This window comes from Arenimonas alkanexedens (genome assembly GCF_054781355.1).
In genome coordinates this window covers 1-17,491 of the sequence record NZ_BAAGUO010000002.1, presented here as the reverse complement: position 1 = coordinate 17,491, position 17,491 = coordinate 1, and the positions used below count along the sequence as shown (strand labels likewise).

At 65.2% G+C, this 17,491-nt stretch carries 15 protein-coding genes and 1 tRNA gene; 9 read left to right on the top strand and 7 right to left on the bottom strand.

All coding sequences use genetic code 11. The features are described 5' to 3' along the window. Position 1: 1 nt before the first annotated feature. Positions 2-1,948 carry a SurA N-terminal domain-containing protein gene (locus tag ACYVGY_RS04445; RefSeq protein ID WP_460456272.1) on the top strand — a complete coding sequence of 649 codons (1,947 nt, stop codon included), beginning with the start codon at positions 2-4 and terminating at the stop codon, positions 1,946-1,948. A gap of 113 nt (positions 1,949-2,061) precedes the next feature. Here ACYVGY_RS04445 and ACYVGY_RS04440 read toward each other — a convergent pair whose 3' ends face one another. From ACYVGY_RS04440 to gloB, 3 genes are all read right to left on the bottom strand, one after another. After that, entirely contained in the window at positions 2,062-2,853 is a 792-nt protein-coding gene (locus ACYVGY_RS04440; protein ID WP_460456271.1) for an enoyl-ACP reductase FabI, read from the bottom strand. Between the two features lie 88 nt (positions 2,854-2,941). Further along, a complete protein-coding gene (locus ACYVGY_RS04435; protein WP_460456270.1) occupies positions 2,942-4,123 on the bottom strand; it encodes a transglycosylase SLT domain-containing protein in 1,182 nt (393 codons plus the stop codon). Further along, entirely contained in the window at positions 4,120-4,887 is a 768-nt protein-coding gene (gloB, locus tag ACYVGY_RS04430) for a hydroxyacylglutathione hydrolase (RefSeq protein WP_460456941.1), read from the bottom strand. The genes ACYVGY_RS04435 and gloB overlap by 4 nt, the downstream gene beginning before the upstream one ends. Positions 4,888-5,006: 119 nt before the next feature. Here gloB and ACYVGY_RS04425 point away from each other — a divergent pair, with 119 nt between their 5' ends. The 4 genes from ACYVGY_RS04425 to ACYVGY_RS04410 are packed head-to-tail and all read left to right on the top strand — an operon-like array spanning position 5,007 to position 8,358. After that, positions 5,007-5,624, top strand: coding sequence for a class I SAM-dependent methyltransferase (locus tag ACYVGY_RS04425; protein ID WP_460456940.1), 618 nt, complete (start codon positions 5,007-5,009; stop codon positions 5,622-5,624). Positions 5,625-5,649: 25 nt separating this feature from the next. After that, positions 5,650-6,084 carry a ribonuclease HI gene (rnhA, locus tag ACYVGY_RS04420; protein ID WP_460456269.1) on the top strand — a complete coding sequence of 145 codons (435 nt, stop codon included), beginning with the start codon at positions 5,650-5,652 and terminating at the stop codon, positions 6,082-6,084. Positions 6,085-6,092: 8 nt separating this feature from the next. Continuing rightward, positions 6,093-6,800 carry a DNA polymerase III subunit epsilon gene (gene dnaQ, locus ACYVGY_RS04415; RefSeq protein ID WP_460456268.1) on the top strand — a complete coding sequence of 236 codons (708 nt, stop codon included), beginning with the start codon at positions 6,093-6,095 and terminating at the stop codon, positions 6,798-6,800. A gap of 58 nt (positions 6,801-6,858) precedes the next feature. Then, complete coding sequence (locus tag ACYVGY_RS04410) at positions 6,859-8,358, top strand: protein kinase domain-containing protein (protein ID WP_460456267.1); 1,500 nt, start codon at positions 6,859-6,861, stop codon at positions 8,356-8,358. A 6-nt stretch (positions 8,359-8,364) separates the two neighbouring features. On the opposite strand, the gene ACYVGY_RS04405 is transcribed toward ACYVGY_RS04410, so the two are convergent. Beyond that, positions 8,365-9,066, bottom strand: a complete 702-nt coding sequence (locus ACYVGY_RS04405; protein ID WP_460456266.1) for a PP2C family protein-serine/threonine phosphatase — start codon at positions 9,064-9,066, stop codon at positions 8,365-8,367. Between the two features lie 2 nt (positions 9,067-9,068). Next, positions 9,069-11,375: an autotransporter domain-containing protein gene (locus ACYVGY_RS04400; protein ID WP_460456265.1), complete on the bottom strand. Its 2,307-nt coding sequence runs from the start codon at positions 11,373-11,375 to the stop codon at positions 9,069-9,071. A gap of 108 nt (positions 11,376-11,483) precedes the next feature. Here ACYVGY_RS04400 and ACYVGY_RS04395 point away from each other — a divergent pair, with 108 nt between their 5' ends. The 4 genes from ACYVGY_RS04395 to ACYVGY_RS04380 all read left to right on the top strand — a co-directional run bounded on the left by ACYVGY_RS04395 (position 11,484) and on the right by ACYVGY_RS04380 (position 15,617). After that, positions 11,484-13,487, top strand: coding sequence for a caspase family protein (locus ACYVGY_RS04395; RefSeq protein WP_460456264.1), 2,004 nt, complete (start codon positions 11,484-11,486; stop codon positions 13,485-13,487). A gap of 69 nt (positions 13,488-13,556) precedes the next feature. Then, positions 13,557-13,646 (top strand) — tRNA-Ser (locus tag ACYVGY_RS04390). Positions 13,647-13,859: 213 nt separating this feature from the next. Then, positions 13,860-15,053 (top strand): hypothetical protein, encoded by a 1,194-nt coding sequence (locus ACYVGY_RS04385; protein WP_460456263.1) that lies wholly within the window; start codon positions 13,860-13,862, stop codon positions 15,051-15,053. Between the two features lie 102 nt (positions 15,054-15,155). Beyond that, the gene (locus ACYVGY_RS04380) at positions 15,156-15,617 is read left to right on the top strand and encodes a hypothetical protein (RefSeq protein WP_460456262.1); all 462 of its coding nucleotides are present in this window, start codon (positions 15,156-15,158) and stop codon (positions 15,615-15,617) included. Here ACYVGY_RS04380 and ACYVGY_RS04375 read toward each other — a convergent pair. Then, on the bottom strand, positions 15,614-16,201 hold the full coding sequence (locus ACYVGY_RS04375) for a hypothetical protein (RefSeq protein ID WP_460456261.1): 588 nt from the start codon (positions 16,199-16,201) through the stop codon (positions 15,614-15,616). The genes ACYVGY_RS04380 and ACYVGY_RS04375 overlap by 4 nt on opposite strands. Before the next feature lie 131 nt (positions 16,202-16,332). Further along, entirely contained in the window at positions 16,333-17,310 is a 978-nt protein-coding gene (locus ACYVGY_RS04370) for a hypothetical protein (RefSeq protein WP_460456260.1), read from the bottom strand. Positions 17,311-17,491: the final 181 nt, after the last annotated feature.

Sequence of the window (17,491 nt, the reverse complement as noted above, 5' to 3'; positions counted from 1 at the left end):
CATGCTCCAGCGCATTCGCGACAAGTCCTCGGGTTGGATTGCTTTCCTTATTCTGGGCGCGGTCATCATCACGATGGCGTTCTTCGGCATCGATTCCTACTTCTCGCCCAACGTCGAGACCTACGCCGCCAAGGTGGAAGGGCCGGCCAAGTTCCTGGGGTTCGGAAAGCAGGAACGCGAGATTTCGCAGCTGGAGTTCCAGCGCCGCTTCGAGCAGGCGCGCCAGCAGGCGCGCGATGCGCAGGGCGAAGGCTTCAACAGCGCCGCGTTCGAGTCGCTTGATTCCAAGCGTGCTGTTCTCGACGAGATGATTGACGACGCGCTGCTTGCCCTGGTGGCCGAGCGCGACGGCATTACGGTCTCCGAACAGGAAGTGGCGGAGCAGCTCAAGTTGCTGCCGCAGTTCCAGGTCAATGGGGTGTATAGCCCGGACCAGTACCGCCTGACCCTTGCCGGGCAGGGCATTTCGCACGCCCAGTTCATGGCCACCGTGCGCGCCGACCTGGCGCGTCGTAGCCTGCCCAATCAGATCGCGAACACCGCAATCGTTGGCGAGGGCGAGCTCGAGGCCTTCCTCAAGCTCAGCGAACAGACGCGTTCGCTTCGCCTGATTGACCTTCCCACGCCGTCGCTTCCGGCCGAAGCGCCGACCGACGAGCAGTTGCAGGCTTGGTACGACGCCAACGCATCGCTCTACCGTAGCGAGGAGCAGGTGGCCATCGAGTACGTCGAGATCGACGGCGCCGCGCTGGAAGTTCCGACCACGGTTGACGATGCCACCCTGCGCGCCCGCTACGAATCTCTGGGCGCCCGCTATGTCACGGCGCCGCAGCGCGTGGCTTCGCACCTGTTGATAGCGGCCCCGGCAGATGCGGATCCGGCCACCGATGCCGCCGCCCGCGAGCGCGCCGAAGCCTTTGCCGCACAGGCACGTGCGCCCGGCGGCGATTTTGCCGCCTTGGCGCGCGAGCATTCGGACGATCTCGGCTCCAAGGCCGAGGGTGGCGATCTGGGCGTGGTCGACGCCGGTCTGTTCGACCCGGCTTTCGAGCAAGCGCTGTTCGCGCTGGACGAAGCCGGGCAGATCACCGATCCGGTGCGTACGCCGGACGGTTGGCACGTTATCGAGTTGCGTGAATTGACACCGGGTAGCGAGCGCTCCTTCGAGGACGTGCGCGCTGAGCTGGAAGCGGAGTATTTCCGCAACGAGGCCGAGCGCTTGTTCAGCGAGCTCAGCGGCCGTCTCGTCGAGCGCGTGTACAAGGATCCGACCGCGCTTGCGCCTTCGGCCGAAGCTGTTGGCTTGCCGATCCAGCGTTCGGCGCTGTTTGGGCGCGGCGGTTTGGGCCAGGGTCTCTCGGCGATCGATGCGGTCCGCTCGGCGGCCTTCAGCGACGCGCAGAAAATCGAGCGCCAGGTCAGCGACGCGATCGAGATTGGGCCCAACCATGTCGTTGTTATCCATGTGGTTGAGCATGTGCCGGAGGCACCGATTGCCTTCGCCGAGGTCAAGGACCGGGTGCTGGCCGACTTCAATGGCGATCGCCTGGCGAAGGCGTCGCAGGCCCAGGCCGAGGCGCTGCTTGAGCGTGCCCGCCAAGGCGAGACGCTGGACGCGCTGAGCACCGATGTCGGTCGCGCGGTGGTCGAGGCGGAAGACGTGGGTCGCCGGGGTTCGCTCCCGGCCGAAGTGCTGGCTGAGGCGTTCCGCGCCCCGGCGCCGGAAGAGGGCAAGCCGTCGCTGGCTATTGCCGAGCTTGCGCCTGACCGCCACGTGCTCTTCGAGGTCACGGCGGTCAAGGAAGGCGACCTGGCCGACCTGGACGAGGCGACCCGCAGCCTGATCCTTGGCCAGTTCGCGCAGGCGCGCGGCCAGGCTGAGCTTCAGGAATACGCGCAGGCGCTGCGGCGGATTTATACCGTGCGAGTCGCCGAAGACCGCCTCTGAGTTCGCGGCACCGCCGAACGAAAAAGGCCCGGGATTCCCGGGCCTTTTTCTTGGCGCGTCCCCCGCGTCTAGGACGCGCGGGACGCGCTGTTTCCTTGGTTCGGTGGGTCCTATCAGTCAATGCTGATGCCGGTCATTCCCAGGATGCTGTAGCCACAGTCCACGTGGGTGACTTCGCCGGTGACGCCGGCGGCCAGGTCCGAGCAAAGGAAAGCGCCGACGTTGCCGACGTCTTCGATGGTGACGTTCCGGCGCAGCGGTGCCGTCTCGGCCACGTGGCTGAGCATCTTGCGCAGGTTGCCCACGCCCGACGCGGCCAAGGTCTTGATGGGGCCGGCGGAAATGGCGTTCACGCGGGTGCCTTCCGGGCCGAGGTTCATGGCCAGGTAGCGCACGTTGGCTTCCAGGCTGGCCTTCGCCAGGCCCATGACGTTGTAGCTGGCCAAGGCGCGCTCCGCGCCGAGATAGCTCAAGGTGAGGATGCTGCCGCCGCGACCCTTCATCATCGGCCGCCCGGCCCTCGCCAGCGCCGCCAGCGAATAGCTGGAGATGTCGTGGGCGATGCGGAAGTTCTCGCGGGTCAGGTTGTCGAGGAAGCCGCCCTCGAGCGCCTCGCGCGGCGCGAAGCCGACCGAGTGCACCAGAATGTCGAAGCCGTCCCAGTGCTTGGCCAGTTCGGCGTACATCGTTTCGATCTGCGCGTCCTCGGCAACGTCCAGCGGCAGCACGATGCTTGAACCGCAGTCGGCGGCGGCGGCCTCGACGCGCGACTTGAGCTTGTCGTTCTGATAGGTGAAGGCCATTTCGGCGCCCTCACGATGCATGGCCTCGGCAATGCCGCTGGCGATGGAGCGTTGGCTTGCGATACCCACGATCAGGGCGCGTTTGCCGGTCAAGAATCCCATGGTTTTCTCCCGAGGGCCGCCCTACCGGCGGCTAGTGGACTGTAGTTTGAACCGCCGCGGGCCATACCGCCAAGCATGGTGGCGTGGCTCAGGGGTCGATGCGTATGCGCTGGCCCGGACGCAGGATCGAGCGGGCGTTCAAGCCGTTGAGATCGAACAGTTCGCGCAGCGGCACGCCGTAGCGCTGGGCGATGCGCGAGAGACTGTCGCCGCGGTTCACTTCGTGCACGCGTGCGTCGGAATCCACGGGCTGGACGATGGCCGGGGCACTGTCGTCGTGCTGGGCCTGGGCCAGCTGTGCCAGCGCGGTGGCCGGGGCCAATACCTCGCGCGGGACGCCACTGAGCACCCGCCCCTGGCGATAGGCGGGGTTGAGTGCTCGCAGCGCCGCGGCATCAACGCCGAGCCGGATCGCGGCCTGGTCCAGGCTACCCACGCCGGCGGGAATCTCGACCCGGACCAAGGGCGTGAATCGCGCCTCGCGGGGCAGCACCAGGTTGTGCCGTTCGGGCTTCTCGAACAGGCAGGCCAGCGCATGCAGCTTGGCGACGTAGTCGTAGGTGGTGTTGGACAGGCCGCGCGGCAGCCGGCGTTCACCGGACACGCGGTCGTCGTTATTGGCCTTGAAGGCGCGAAGGATGCGGTACTCGCCCGCGTTGTAGCCCATCGCCATCGCCCGCCATTCCCCGCCGAACTTTTCGTCCAGAGCCTCAAGGTAGTCCAGTGCCGCATCCGTGGACGCCACCGGCGACAGGCGGCCGTCATAGCCTGGCCGGATGCGGATGCCGTGGTTGCGCGCGGTGGTTGCGATCATCTGCCACATGCCGGCCGGGCCTCCGGGGCCGATCGCATCGGGGCGGTACCAGCTCTCGACGATCGGCAGCAGCGCGAATTCACCGGGCAAATTGCGACGCTCGACCTCCTCGACCACGTAGCCCATCAGCGGCAGGATCTGTTCGACATGGCGCGCGAAATTGTCTGGATAGCCGGCGTAGCGCTTGCGCCAAAGATGGTTGTACTGGCCTTTGACGCAGACCGGAGATGAAAACCGTGCCCGCATCCGGTCGATGACCTCGGCGCCGGTATCCATCGGGTCGGGTGCCGCCACGGGGGCCGGCTCGGGCTTGGCCGGCGGGGCCGCCACGACGCGGGGCGTCACCAGTATCGGGGTTGCGGGCTCGTCGGGTTCCAGCGGATCCGGACGCACCGCCGGCTGGCAGGCCGCCAGCAAAACCAGGCCGGCGAGTAGGGCAAATCGGGTGGGCGTCATCCGGCGAATCCATCCTTCCATTGGCGCAGCGCGGCGAAGGCCGCGACGCGGTCTGCGGGAGCCTGACCCAGCCGCTGAGCCAGGCTGGCACGGATGCCGGGCTGGTCCACACGCAGGAACGGGTTGGCTGCGCGCTCGGTTGCCAGCGTGCTGGGCAGGCTGGGTTGTCCGGCGCGTCGCAGTTCGGCCACCCGGGCCAGCCATGCGTCGCGCGCCGGATTATCGGGTTCGGCCGCCTGCGCGAAGCGGCCGTTGGCCTCGGTGTATTCGTGGCCGCAGCAAACGGCGGTGTTCTCCGGCAGCGACGCCAGCCGGTCCAGCGAGGCCAGCATCTGTGCCGGCTGGCCTTCAAACATTCTTCCGCAGCCCAGGCTGAAAAGCGTGTCGCCAGAGAACAGGTAGCCAGCGCCGTGGAAAGCGATATGACTGCGGGTATGGCCCGGGACGGCCAGCACGTCCAGGCACAGGTCGAGCGCGGGGACCTTCACCTGGTCGCCTTCGCCTACGCGCTGCACCTCGCCCGGGATGCGCTCGTCCACCGGACCGTAGGCCGGAATGTTCAGCGCGGACTGCAGCCGCGCGGCGCCCCCGATATGGTCGGGGTGATGATGGGTGAGCAACAGCGCGACCGGGCGGATACCCCGGGTCATGGCCTCGTACACCGGCGCGTCTTCGCCCGGGTCGACGACAAGCGCCGCGCCATCGGCGCCGCAAAGCAGCCAGATGTAGTTGTCCCGGAGGGCGGGCAGGGCGATGGCTCGCAGCAACGGGGTGACCTGGGGCGCGCTTATGACGCAGAATCCCGACCATGCCCCCGGCTCCCGCCCGACGTCAACCCGATACGCCTGCTGATGCCTGGTTCAGACGCGATGGCAGCTTGCGCATGCTGCACGAGGTGCAGCGCCAGGCCATCCCCGAGCTCACCCGCGTGTTCGGTCACACCGGCCTGTACCTGCGGCCGACGCCCGCGCTGGCGCCGGTACTGTCGGGCAACATGCTGGCCAACGTGGTCAGCCTCGCGCGCGGCAACGGGGGCTTCGAAGGCGACCTGGCCTGCCGTGACGACGAGCTGCCGATCTGCAGCGGCTGCGTATCTCTGGTCTATGGCCTTTTCGTACTCGAAACTTCCGCGTCGCCGGCGGCCCTGCTCGAAGAAGTGGCGCGGGTGCTCAAGCCCGAGGGCGTCGCAATCCTGCTCACGCTCAATCCCTGGAGCCCGGCCCGACTGCGCTGGGGCTTTCGCGGGCTGTCGCCGCCGGATCCGTCCAGCGTTGTCTCCGACATTCGCGCTGCCGGACTCGAAGTCCAACGCCGGCGCTGCATCGGCCCGGTCTGGTCGAGCGCGCCGGAAGTAGACCTGAGCGACGAACCCCGCGATCATTCCTGGACGGGCCTGCGCCTGGCCAACATGGTGGTGGCACGCCGTCGCGATCCGGGGCTGACGCCCTTGCGCGCCAGCTCACCGGCCCTGAAGTTCCGCCCCGGCATGAGCGCCGGTTGAGCACCTCCCCCGCATGGAAGCCTGAATGAAGTCCGTAGAAATCCACACCGACGGCGCCTGCCTGGGCAATCCCGGTCCCGGCGGCTGGGGCGCCCTGCTGCGGCACGGCGGCACCGAGCGCGAACTCGCCGGCGGCGAAACCGACACCACCAACAACCGGATGGAGCTGCTGGCCGCGATCATGGCGCTGGAAGCCCTGAAGACACCCTGCGAGGTCGTGCTTTCGACCGACTCCCAGTACGTGCAGAAAGGCATCGGTGAGTGGCTTCCGAACTGGATACGACGCGGCTGGAAGACCGCCGGCGGCGATCCGGTGAAGAACCGCGACCTGTGGGAGCGCCTGCAGGCCGCCGCCGAGCCGCACAAGGTGCAGTGGAAGTGGGTCAAGGGCCACGCCGGCCACGTAGAGAATGAACGGGTGGACCAGTTGGCCCGCGCCGCCGCCGAAAAGTTTCGCTGAGGTCCGCCATGCGCCAGATCGTGCTCGATACCGAAACCACGGGGCTGTCCTGGGAAAAGGGCAACCGGATCGTCGAGGTGGGCTGTCTCGAAATGATCGAGCGCCGCCCGACGGGCCGCCAGTTCCAGCGCTATTTCAATCCTGGCCGTGAGATGGAGCCCGGCGCCCAGGAAGTCACCGGTCTGAGCCTGGACTTCCTGCGCGACAAGCCGCGCTTCGAAACCGTGGTCGACGAGCTGCTGGAGTTCATCGCCGGCGCCGAACTGATCATCCACAACGCCAGCTTCGACGTCGGTTTCCTGAACCACGAACTTTCCCTGGCCGGCGCCCATTACGGCCGGCTGCAGGACCATGCCGGCGTACTGGACACCCTGGCGATGGCGCGGGAACGCTTCCCGGGCCAGCGCAACTCGCTGGACGCACTGTGCAAGCGATTGGGCGTCGACAACGGCCACCGCAAGCTGCACGGCGCCTTGCTCGACGCCGAACTGCTGGCCGAGGTCTATCTGGGCCTGACGGCGGGCCAAGGCGACCTGGGGCTTGCACCCGCCGGCGAGTCCGACGCCAAGGTTCGTCGGGTGGACGGGCCGTCCGTGCCCTCGGCGCCGCGCCGCGTGCTGCGCGCCAGCGACGAGGAACTGGCCGCCCACGAGGCAAGGCTGCAGAAGATTGGCGCGAAGGCCGGCAAGTGCCTGTGGCCCGCCCCGACCGCCTGACGCGTTTGCTGGATAATCGACCCAAGCCAAGGGTCCAGGGGATATTTTGAACGCCACCGTGCTGCTGACTTCGGTCGACATCAACATCCCGGGCTACCGCATCCTGCGGCCGATCGGCGAGGGCGGGATGGCTTCGGTGTTCCTGGCGCTGCAGGAGTCGCTTGAGCGCGAGGTCGCGTTGAAGGTGATGTCGCCGGTGCTGGCGGCGAACGCCGAGTTCGCCGGCCGCTTCGTCGTCGAAGGCAAGATCACCGCCAAGCTCCAGCATCCCAACCTGGTGACCGTGTACGACATCGGCAGCCACAAAGGGGTGTACTACCTGGCGGCGGAGTACATCCCGGGCGGTACGCTGAAAGAACGCATCGCCGATGGCGAGCTCAGCGTCGCCCATGTCCTGGACATCGCCACCGACATCGCGCAGGGCCTGGATTTCGCGCACGAGAAAGGCTTCGTGCATCGCGACGTCAAGCCCGGCAACGTGTTGTTCCGCAAGGACGGACGCGTGGTGCTGGCCGACTTCGGCATCGCCAAGGCCATGGACGGCAGCAACAGCTCCACCGTGGCCGGCGCCTCGATCGGCACGCCTGACTACATGAGCCCCGAGCAGGCCCGCGGTGAGCCCGTGGACGGGCGATCGGACCTCTACAGCCTGGGCACCGTGCTGTACGAAATGCTGGTGGGCGCGCCGCCTTATCAGGCGGGGGACCCGTTCACCGTCGCCCTGATGCACGTGACGCATCCGGTACCGACACTGCCGGCGCCGCATGAGTGGCTGCAGCCCGTGCTGGACCGCCTGATGGCCAAGGACGCCGGGCAGCGCTACAACACCGGCGCCGCCTTCATCGAGGCCTTGCACCAGCGGTTGGCGACGGCGCCGGAAGCGGTGGCGATCCAGGAAACGCGAACACGCAAGCCCAATGCGGGCCGGCGCATAGCCAAGGGCGAGGCGACCCAGCAGCGCACGCGCGTCAGTCTGGCGCGCGACAGCGAGCGTCCGGCCTGGATGATCCCTGCGGCAGGGCTGGCTGGGCTGTTCGCGGTGGCGGTGCTGACCTGGTGGCTGCTGTCGTCGCCGGCCGAGACGCCCGCCGTTTCGCCGCCAGGCGTGACGGACAGGGTTCCTGATGCGGTGCCGGCTCGCGATGAATTGCCCGCGGACTTCCGGATGCCCTCACCCGTTGACGCCGGCGACGCCGCCGAGCTGTCGCGTCTGCTCAACGCCGCCGACCAATTGTTCGAGTACGGCACCCGTACCGAGCCGGGGCGCAAGCTGACCTTGCCTGACGATGACAGCGCCCTGGGCTATTACCGGCAGGCGCTGCGACTGGACCCGGAGAACGCGCGCGCCAAGGCGGGTGTTGCCGGCATCGTCGCGTTCTACCGCAGCTTCGGGCACAAGGCCTGTGCGGCGGGCCGCTGGGCCCAGTGCGGGGTGATCGTGCGTGCCGGGCTGACGGTGGATCCCGCCGACGCTTACCTGCGCGAGCTGCAGGACGCGGTGGCCCTCGCCGAATCGGGCGACGAGCCGGCGCTGCCGGCCGCACCGCCTTCGAGCTGAACTCGGTCAGCGCCGGCGAAGCAGCAGGACGGTGACGTTGTCCGAGCCGCCGCCGTCGAGCGCGGCAGACACCAGATGGTCCACGCACTCTTGCGCCGACAGATCCGGCTGGCCCAGCAGGGCGGCGATGCCGGCGTCGTCGACTTCTTCGGTCAGGCCGTCGCTGCACAGCAGCAGCTGCTGGTCCGGGCGCAGTTCGCCGGACAGCGTTTCCACCTTCAGGCTTTGCGGATCGGTGACCCCCAGGGCCTGGGTGACCACGTTGCGGTGTGGGTGCGCGCGCGCCTGTTCGGCGGTGATCGCACCCTGGTCAATCAGTTCCTGCACGTAGCTGTGGTCGGACGACAGCTGGCGCAGCTGGCCGTTCCACAGGTAGGCGCGACTGTCACCCACCCAGGCCAGTTCAAATCGATTGTCGAGGATGCGCAGGGCCACCATGGTGGTGCCCATCGGCAGGCTTTCAGCGCGCTGCTTGCTGTGGCGGATGATGTCTTCGTCGGCGCGGCGGATGGCGTCGGCCAGCGGGCGACCGGCGCGCACCTCGCGCACCACCGTGTCACGGGCGAGGGCGCTGGCGACCTCGCCAAATTCATGGCCGCCCATGCCGTCGGCCACCAGCCACAGCCCCAGCTCGGAGTCTGCGAAATAGGTGTCTTCGTTCAGCTCGCGACGCAGGCCGACGTGGCTCAGGTGGCCAAACTCGATCATTCTCAAAACTCCATACGCAGGCCCAGGGCCAGGTTCCACTGCGATTCGCCGTCGCGTCCGGCCAGGCGCTCATAGTAGAAGAAACCCGAGCGGCCGCCGGTCAAGACCATCGACAGACCTACGCCGAGTCGGAAATAGTCGGTATCCAGGGGGTCGCCGGTAATCCGTATCGCGCTGGCGGTGGGGTCGTTGAGGAAACGGGCCTCCATCGCCTGGGGGTCGTCCCTGAACTCGTGCTCCCACTCCAGCTGCAGGTGCGGCATCAGTACGCCCCAGTTCGTGCTGTGGGTCCAGTTGAACTTGGTGCCCAGCACGCTGGCCAGCGAGCTCAGGTCGCGGCGCTCGATGCGCAGGCCCAGCCCGCTGCCGGGTCCGCCTGGGGCGATCCGCTCCTGGATTTCGTCGAAGCCCAGGCGCGTATACATCAGGCGGCCATAGGGCCCGACGCTGAAGGCGCCGCGGTTGAAGTCACGGCCGACGGTGAATGCCGTGGCGAACAGATCGCCCGAGGCGTCGGCAACCGCCGTCTGGTCAACCGTGGTGCTGCCGCCGCCGGGAAGGGGCAGGGTGTACTGAATGCGGCGCAGCATCTCGTAGTCGTTGCGGCCCCAGGTGATCACGCTGTCGAGATACCAGCTGTCGGCCTGGTAGAAGGTGCTGTAGGCCGAGACAGTCCAGCCGGTCGTGTCCAGGCCGCCGCGGTCACCGGGGAGGTCGGTGTCCTGGCGGGTGTAGCCCAGCGAGCCGCCGATGACCCAGTGTTGGCTCTTGCGGTAGTCCACGCCGGCCGTCAAACCTTCGATGTCGTAGTCGAAGGCCGGGTCCACTGCGCCGGCATCTGATTCGCCGCGACCGATGGTGCCGGCGGCGAAGAAGCCCCAGCGGCTGAAGTCAGCGCCTACCTCGGGGACGCCTTCGTCGGCGCCGAACGCGCTCGACAGCATGCCCAGCGAGATCGGCCCGGCCGACGTGTTCAGCGCCAGCCCGCCAAAGTCGCTGCCGCCGCCGGCGCCACTGCGCAGGGCGGCGATGCGGGTCTTGAGATTCTGGAACTGTGACTGGGTCGTGCTCATGGCGGCATTGGCCTGGGTCAGCGCGACGTCGGCATGCAGTTGGTCCAGCGCGAACGTGGCGCTGGTCGGGTCGAGCCCGGCGGCGTCGCCGAGTTCCTGGCAGCGGGCCAAAAGATCGGCCTGCCCGGCGTTGAGCACGGCCAGGTTTGCCAGGGCCGGGCACAGCGTGTCGATCGCCTCCGCGACGGCCCGCTGCGTGCGCGAGAGCCCGCTGAGGTTGCGCAGTGCGCCGTTGAGCTGGAACAGCGCCGGCGCCGTCGCCAGCGGCGAGCTCGCGGTCACGTCCAATGCGCCGGCGGTCGCTATCGTGACGGTGTTGGCGGCCACGCCGGCGGCGTTGGTCAGCGAAGTTGCCGTCGCCAGGGTGCCCGTCGAGGCCGTCCAGTCAATCGTCGCGCCGGCGATCGGGTTGCCGGTCGAGTCGCGCAATTCCACCTGCAGGGGCGCCGATGTCGCGCCCGCGGCCAGCGTCTGGCCGTCGCCGCCCACCACCGCCAGCGTTCCCAGTGCGTTGACGTTGAGGTTGAAAACCGCGATCGCGCTGGCATCGTCCTGGCGCACGCCGATGATCGTCACCGGCCCCGGCGTTGCGCCCGCCGTAACGCCGATGGTCGCGTCGCCCAGGCTGTCGGTGAGGCTGGTGGCCGCCGACAGGGTCGCGGAGCCCGCCGTGATCGACCAGTTGATGGTGACGCCGACAGCGCCCACCCCGTTGTCGGTGGCATTGACCCGCAGCGGCAGCGGGAATGGTGCATTGGGAAGAGCGCTCTGGGCGCCGCCGCTGGCGGCGGTGAGCAGGGTCACGACCGCAGCGTCGGTGTCGAAGTTGAAGGTTAGCGAGGGCGGCGTACAGCCCGTGATCACGCAGCTGGCCACCACCGTGCCGGTGCCGCTGGGCGTCGGGCCCAGGTTGACGGTGAACGTGTAGTCGGTGTTGATCACCAGGGTGGGCGCTGCCGGCGGCACGATGCTGGCGCCGCCGGTGGTGTCGGCCGTGATCGCCAGCACGATGTCCACCGTCGGTGGGCAGGCGGTCTCGGCACGCAGGGTGAAGTTGACCTGGGTGCCCGCTGGCCCCATCGCAGTGGTGGCACCGACCGGCACCAGGTCGCAGCTCTGGGCTTGCGCGCTGGCGCTGAAGACCAAGCCGGCAATCGCGATCGCCAGCCACGCGATCAGATGCCATGCCGGGTTCGTCGCTCGTAAGGAACGGATTTCGTTGCGGCGTGCGTCCATCGCTTTTCCCCTGAAATGCGGCTATAACTTCGCCTCGAGTATAGCGGCTGGCGCACCGCTGCAATGGGCTTGGCGCGGGTCGCATTGCTCCCCAATGGAGCCATGCCCATGAACCTGCACAAGCTTTGTCCTCTTGTTCCGCGCTTGTCCGTTTTTGCACTCGGCGGCACCCTGGCGCTGGTGCTCGGTTGGCCGGTGGCCCCGGTCCAGGCCGCGGTCCGCAACGCCGAAGACCTGATGATCGTCGACTGCCTGCTGCCCGGCCAGATCCGACGTCTCGGCCGACAGGCAACGTTCCTCAGCGCACGACGGCCGGTTCGCACCACCCAGGCCGACTGCCAGATACGCGGCGGCGAATACGTCTCCTACGATCGCGCCAACTACCAGACCGCGTTGAAGGTCTGGCTGGATGGCGCGATGGCCGGAGACGCCGAGGCACAGAACAACGTCGGCGAGATTTATTCCAAGGGCCTGGGCACGGCGCCCGACTACGGCATGGCGCTGCAGTGGTTCAGGAAGGCTGCCGAACAGGGCTACGGTCGCGCCAAGATCAATCTGGGTTACCTCTACGAGCAGGGGCTCGGCGTCGAGCGCGACCAGGCGGCCGCGTTGAACCTTTATCGCGAGGCGTCCGGCATCGAGGATGAGCTGATGTACGCCTCGGTAGTACAGGTTGAGATCACGTCGCGCGACCAGAAGATCACCGGCTTGCAAGAGCAGGTGCAGGCGGGCGAGGCCGAGTCCGCCGAGTTGCGCGAGCAGGTGCAGAAACTCCAGCGCGAGCTGGCCCAGCGCCGCAGTGCCCTGGCGGAATCGCAGCGTGAGCTGTCCGCCACCCAGGCCAAGCTGGCCCAGTCCCGCCAGCAGCAGGACGATGAACTGACGCGGCTGCTGGAGAACCAACTGCTGGCGCAGGAAGAGCAGATCAACAGCCAGCGCACCCAACTGGCATCGCTCGAGCGGCGCGCGGGGCCGTCTGCCGCGGGCGTCTACGCGGCGGCGCCCATGCTGGAAATCCTCGATCCGGTCTTCGTCGCCACCCGTGGCCGAAACACCGCGGTCTATCGCGGCGGGCCCGGCAAGCGCCAGGTGGTCGGACGGGTGACGGCACCAGAGCGGGTGGAAAGCATCACGGTCAACGGTCAACCGGCGCCGCTCACTACCAGCGGCGGCTTCAGTGCCGAGATCGACGTGCCCGCCGGCGGTGCGCAGGTGCAGGTTGCCGCGACCGGCCGGGAAGGTGGCCGCGCCGAGTTGGCGTTTACCCTGCTGCCGCAGGCGGGAGCCTCGGCCGCCGCGGCGGACGCCCCTACCGGTGACGGCAAGCTGCCGCGCGGGCTCAAGTTGGGTCGCTATTACGCGGTGGTGATCGGAAACAACAGCTATCGCGACCCGGCCTATCCGACCCTGACCAGCGCCGCCAACGACGCCAATGCGGTCGCCGCCATGCTGCGCGAGCGCTACGGCTACCAGGCCAGCCTGGTCTTGAACGGTGGCCGGCTGGAAATCCTGACCGCGCTCAATGAAATGCGCGAGACGCTCAAGCCCGAGGACAACCTGTTGGTCTACTACGCCGGCCACGGCGAGATCGATGCCACCGGCCAAGGCTACTGGGTGCCCAGCGACGGTGCCGCCGGGGCGGACAAGACCTGGATCTCCAACGCCGCGATCAGCGACATCCTCAACACCATGCCGGCGCGACACGTGCTGGTGGTGGCCGACTCCTGCTACTCGGGCACCATGAGCCGGGCCTCGGTGCCGACCTTCGACGCCGGTTCGATGGCGCCGGGCCAGTGGGACGGCTGGGTCCGGGCAATGGCCGATGGCCGTTCGCGGACGGTCCTTACCTCGGGCGGGGTGCAGCCCGTGCCCGACACCGGCAGCGGCCGCCACAGCTACTTCGCCCGCGCCTTCCTGAACGTGCTGCAGGACAATAATCGCCTGCTCGAGGGGCAGCGCCTGTTCCGGGAGGTCTCGACCTCGCTGGCGCTGGGTGCGATCGACGCGCCGCTGGCGCAGCTGCCGCAGTACTCGCCGATCCGGTATGCCGGCCACGAAAGCGGCGAGTTCTTCTTCATGCCCAAGGGGGCCACGACAGGCTCCGGGCCCTGAGGCTGGCGGATCGGCCCGCATCACCTTATAATTCGCGGCCCCGGCGGTGCGACCGCTACGCCGGGGTTCGGAGAGGTGGCAGAGTGGTCGAATGTACCTGACTCGAAATCAGGCGTTGGTGTGAGCCAACCGTGGGTTCGAATCCCACCCTCTCCGCCATATAAAACAAAGGGTTGCGCGAAAGCGCAGCCTTTTTTTTGCTCTCCTAGATTCGGGGGCGTAGGGCCGTGTACGGCTTGTGTACGACGTTGTTGCCGGCCATCTCCCGCCAGTTGCAAGTGCGCCGGTCTTCCCAAGTTTGACAAAACCGCCCTACAACAACGCTGTCCCGCTGGGAGTATCCTCAGGCGGGATCGGCGAGGGCGAACATAGATGAAGAATGTGATGGGCAACGTTAGTCAGCCTATGGCGCCGGAAGTTGTTTCAAAAAAGCTTAGAACTGGAGCTAAGACTGTGCCGAAAACAACAAGTAAAAAATCCGTCGTCAAAAAGGCCGCGCCAGCCAAACAAAAAGCGTCAGCCAAGAAAGCGGCTGCCGCTACTTCCGCTGTTAAGCGTTCGTATCCTATTTTTACAGTCAAAGATGCCCTGCGGGTGGCTCAGGCAATAAAGGATTTCAATGGTGGCAACCCTTGGACCCCAGCCGATATAGCTAGAGCCTTGGGCATGGGCATGTCCAATAATTTCTTCTACTTAACTGCCGCGGCTAGGGATTACGGGCTTACTGAGGGGACTAGGGACACGGCGGTAATTTCGATCGCTCCTTTGGGCAAAGAGATTTTGTATGCATCGAATGCTGAAACTGAGCATGCCAAAAAAGTCGAAGCATTCAGGCGCATTGGAATTTTCGACAAAGTCTTGGAGCACTACAAGGGATCATCGCTTCCTGAGATGAAGTACCTCGGCAACACTCTGGAGCGCGAATTCGGACTTTTGCCCAAGTTTCATGAGGAGTTCTCCAAGCAGTTCCGCGACAATTGCAACGAGCTGTCGATAACCGATGGCTCTGTTGATTTCGGAACTCTAGATGCACCCGTTGGCGAGAGGCCATCAACTGTCGTAGTCGGTCGCCCGAAGGGCGTTGCAAAAGGAACGCTCAAGGCATTCATTATCATGCCCTTTACTGAGCGACACGAGGGGCGCGCGCCAGGTTTCTTTGTTGAAGTCTTGCGTAGCCTGCTGACACCCGCTGGAATTCAAGCAGGTTTTGTTGTCGCTACTGCGAACAGGCAAGGCAGTGATGTTATTCAATCGACAATCATTAATGAGCTTCTTGAGGCCGATTTGGTGATAGCCGATTTAACCGACCACAATCCAAATGTCCTGTTCGAGCTTGGCGTTCGAATGGCTGGAGATAAGCCCGTGGCATTGGTTAAGTCGTCCGATACTGGGCGTATTTTTGATATCGACAACATGTTGCGCGTGTACGAATACAGTCCTAATTTGTGGCACTCGACCATTGAATCTGACTTGCCAAAAATTGCGGAGCACATCAAAGCTGCTTGGGATGGGCGAGATACCTCTCAGACTTACATGCGCTTGTTGAGAAAAGGCGGAAAAGATTAGAGATAATCCACTTTCGCTGAACGGCGAAATTCGCCTTCGCTTGCAAGTGACTGAACGTCGTTAGGCTGTGGTTAGAGAGCTTGGGGAGAGGGCCGTATGCACATGGGAGGCTGGCTTCGTTTTTGGGTGGTGCTCACAGTTTTGTGGGGGGTGCTCGTGGCTTTCGTCGCGTACGAAAGACGCCCGAAAATCGAGGAAGTGCGCAGCGCCTGGGTGTCGGATGGCTTGAACCTGATAGCAAAGCGAATCAGTGCCGATAAAGGCGTCACCGTTGAGCCGTGGGATGTCGAGCGGGTGTTAGGAGCCTCAACTGGCGATGGGACAATCGCTTATTTTGAGCGGGTCGAGAAAAGGCCAAAACTTTCGCAGATACTTTTTCGTGACGACCTGATTGCTATAAACAAAACGTATCGTAGTCGCGTTGAAGAAATCGAGCGTGGGTCAACTGACTACATACTAAAAGTAGCTGCCGTCTGGATTGGTCCTCCAGTTCTCTTGCTCATTCTTGGCTATGCGGTCGGTTGGGTGCGGCAGGGTTTCCGCAATGCGAAGCCTGGTTCCTAATCCACTTTCATTCTTTTGGCTTCGAAGTCTTCGCAAGCTTTACGCAGCATTTTTAGAACGTCAGAAGACGGTTTAACGCTGAAAATATGGCCTGTGGATGTGTAGGCTTGGGCGCGCAAGGACCACAAGCCACTTCGCAAATTCGGCGCGATCATTTTTGGCCCGAAATGCTCGGCCCACGTGTCACCGTTGAACTTGTGGTCAGTGTCGACGAACCAGTTTCCGGTTTGGCCGTGACTGAGATCGACGGGGATGGGGCTACTCATTTCGGGAGACTGACCAGTCAGCTGAATGGCGAAGCGTTTCTTGAATACACCACTCTTCCAGCCAATGTTCGTGATTCGTATCGGCCTGTCACCAGTATTCACGATTGAGAAATTTAGAAATTCATTGCTTGGCAGGCCTGCGCCGATGGTAATTACCATATTCGCATTTAATCTTGCCTTCGGCCTTGTTGCGTTTCTCGCAAGCCAAAGAGAAACGCAGACCGCTGCGATAGTCCCTACTGCTGCCAGCCAGCCGGAAAACGAATTGATAAAGTCCCATTGTTCTTGTGGCAAGCCCAAGAATGAGTAGCTCTGCATGTGTCCCCCGCCATGGATGCCTGCCAATCACATTAGACCAAACAACAATCTCAGCCAGTGATTGTAAGCCTCAGCGCGCCGTTTTCGAGTCACCCAGACTATGTAGCGCTAAGAGAGGCGAGGCAAACGTCCTAGCGGTTGGGAAGCCTGAGATCTAACGCGGTGGCCCATGCCACCCGCTGTGTTCCGTATCGCATGGCGTCAAGGGCGTGGTCCGCTCCGCTGCTGTCCACGTCCTCCGGTCGCTTGGGGTCCCGGCCCGCATACGGCGCAGTCAGCCACCAGTAGCGGCACGCCCGACTCACATACAGGCCGGGGCGGTCTGGCTTGCCAGCATCCGCGAGTAGCCGGCGCATGCGCTGCCAGCCACTAACCCGGTCGCCCTTGTGGGCAGGCTCAAAGTGCACGCCCGCTCGCTGGAACTCGTCAGCTATGCAGCCGGCACCGCTGCCAGTCTTGGCGAATATTGCATCGTCGGCCGCGCCGGATGGCTGGACCTTCCAGCGCGCGCACATCGCCTTGATCGCATCAGACAGCACCGGCACGGTCCAGCCGACCCCCTCGTTGAGACGATCGTCGCTGCGGTTGGTGGCTAACTCGTCGATGGCCACAATGGAATCGCGCGGGTAGTAGCGGCCGTCAGGCCCTTTGCCGCCCGGGGACTGCGCGAGGAGGTACGTGACCGAAGGGGCCGCACTTCCAAAGTCATGGCCGAGCCAGGTGTGCCAGCCATGCGGAATCTGCTGCCACGGTTCTGTAGATACACGAGTGTCGTCCAGCACGTCAGCGAAGTACGCGCCGCGTGCCACAGACCAGTCGCCGTCCACCCATGCGCGCAACAGTTCGGGGTCGTCCGCGCAAGCCGCGCCGAGCTGGTGGCGATACTGGGCCGCGTCAATGAACGGGTTGGATGTGAAGGTGCTTGGCGCGTAGATGCACGGGCGCTTGGACTTACCGTCCACAAATGGCGTCCATGGCGCTGCCTTGGTGAACACAAAGCGCTTCGCCAGCCACATGTGTCCAACGCCGCCGGGGTTCGCCGCGTAAACCGTGCGGATGGGCAAGTCTTTGGGGCCGCGCAGGTTGGATCGCAGCATGTCGAGCAGCATGGAGTCCTGGTACTGCCCGCACTCGTCAGCCATCAAGAGCGTGAAGCTGCGCTTGGGTTCTACCCCGATTCTGCGGACACTTTCACTAAGATCCATACTGGGTCAAAGGAGTGTCCATGTCCAAGCGCAAGCGTTACAGCCCTGAGTACAAGCACGAGCTGGTCGAACTGGTCCGCCGATC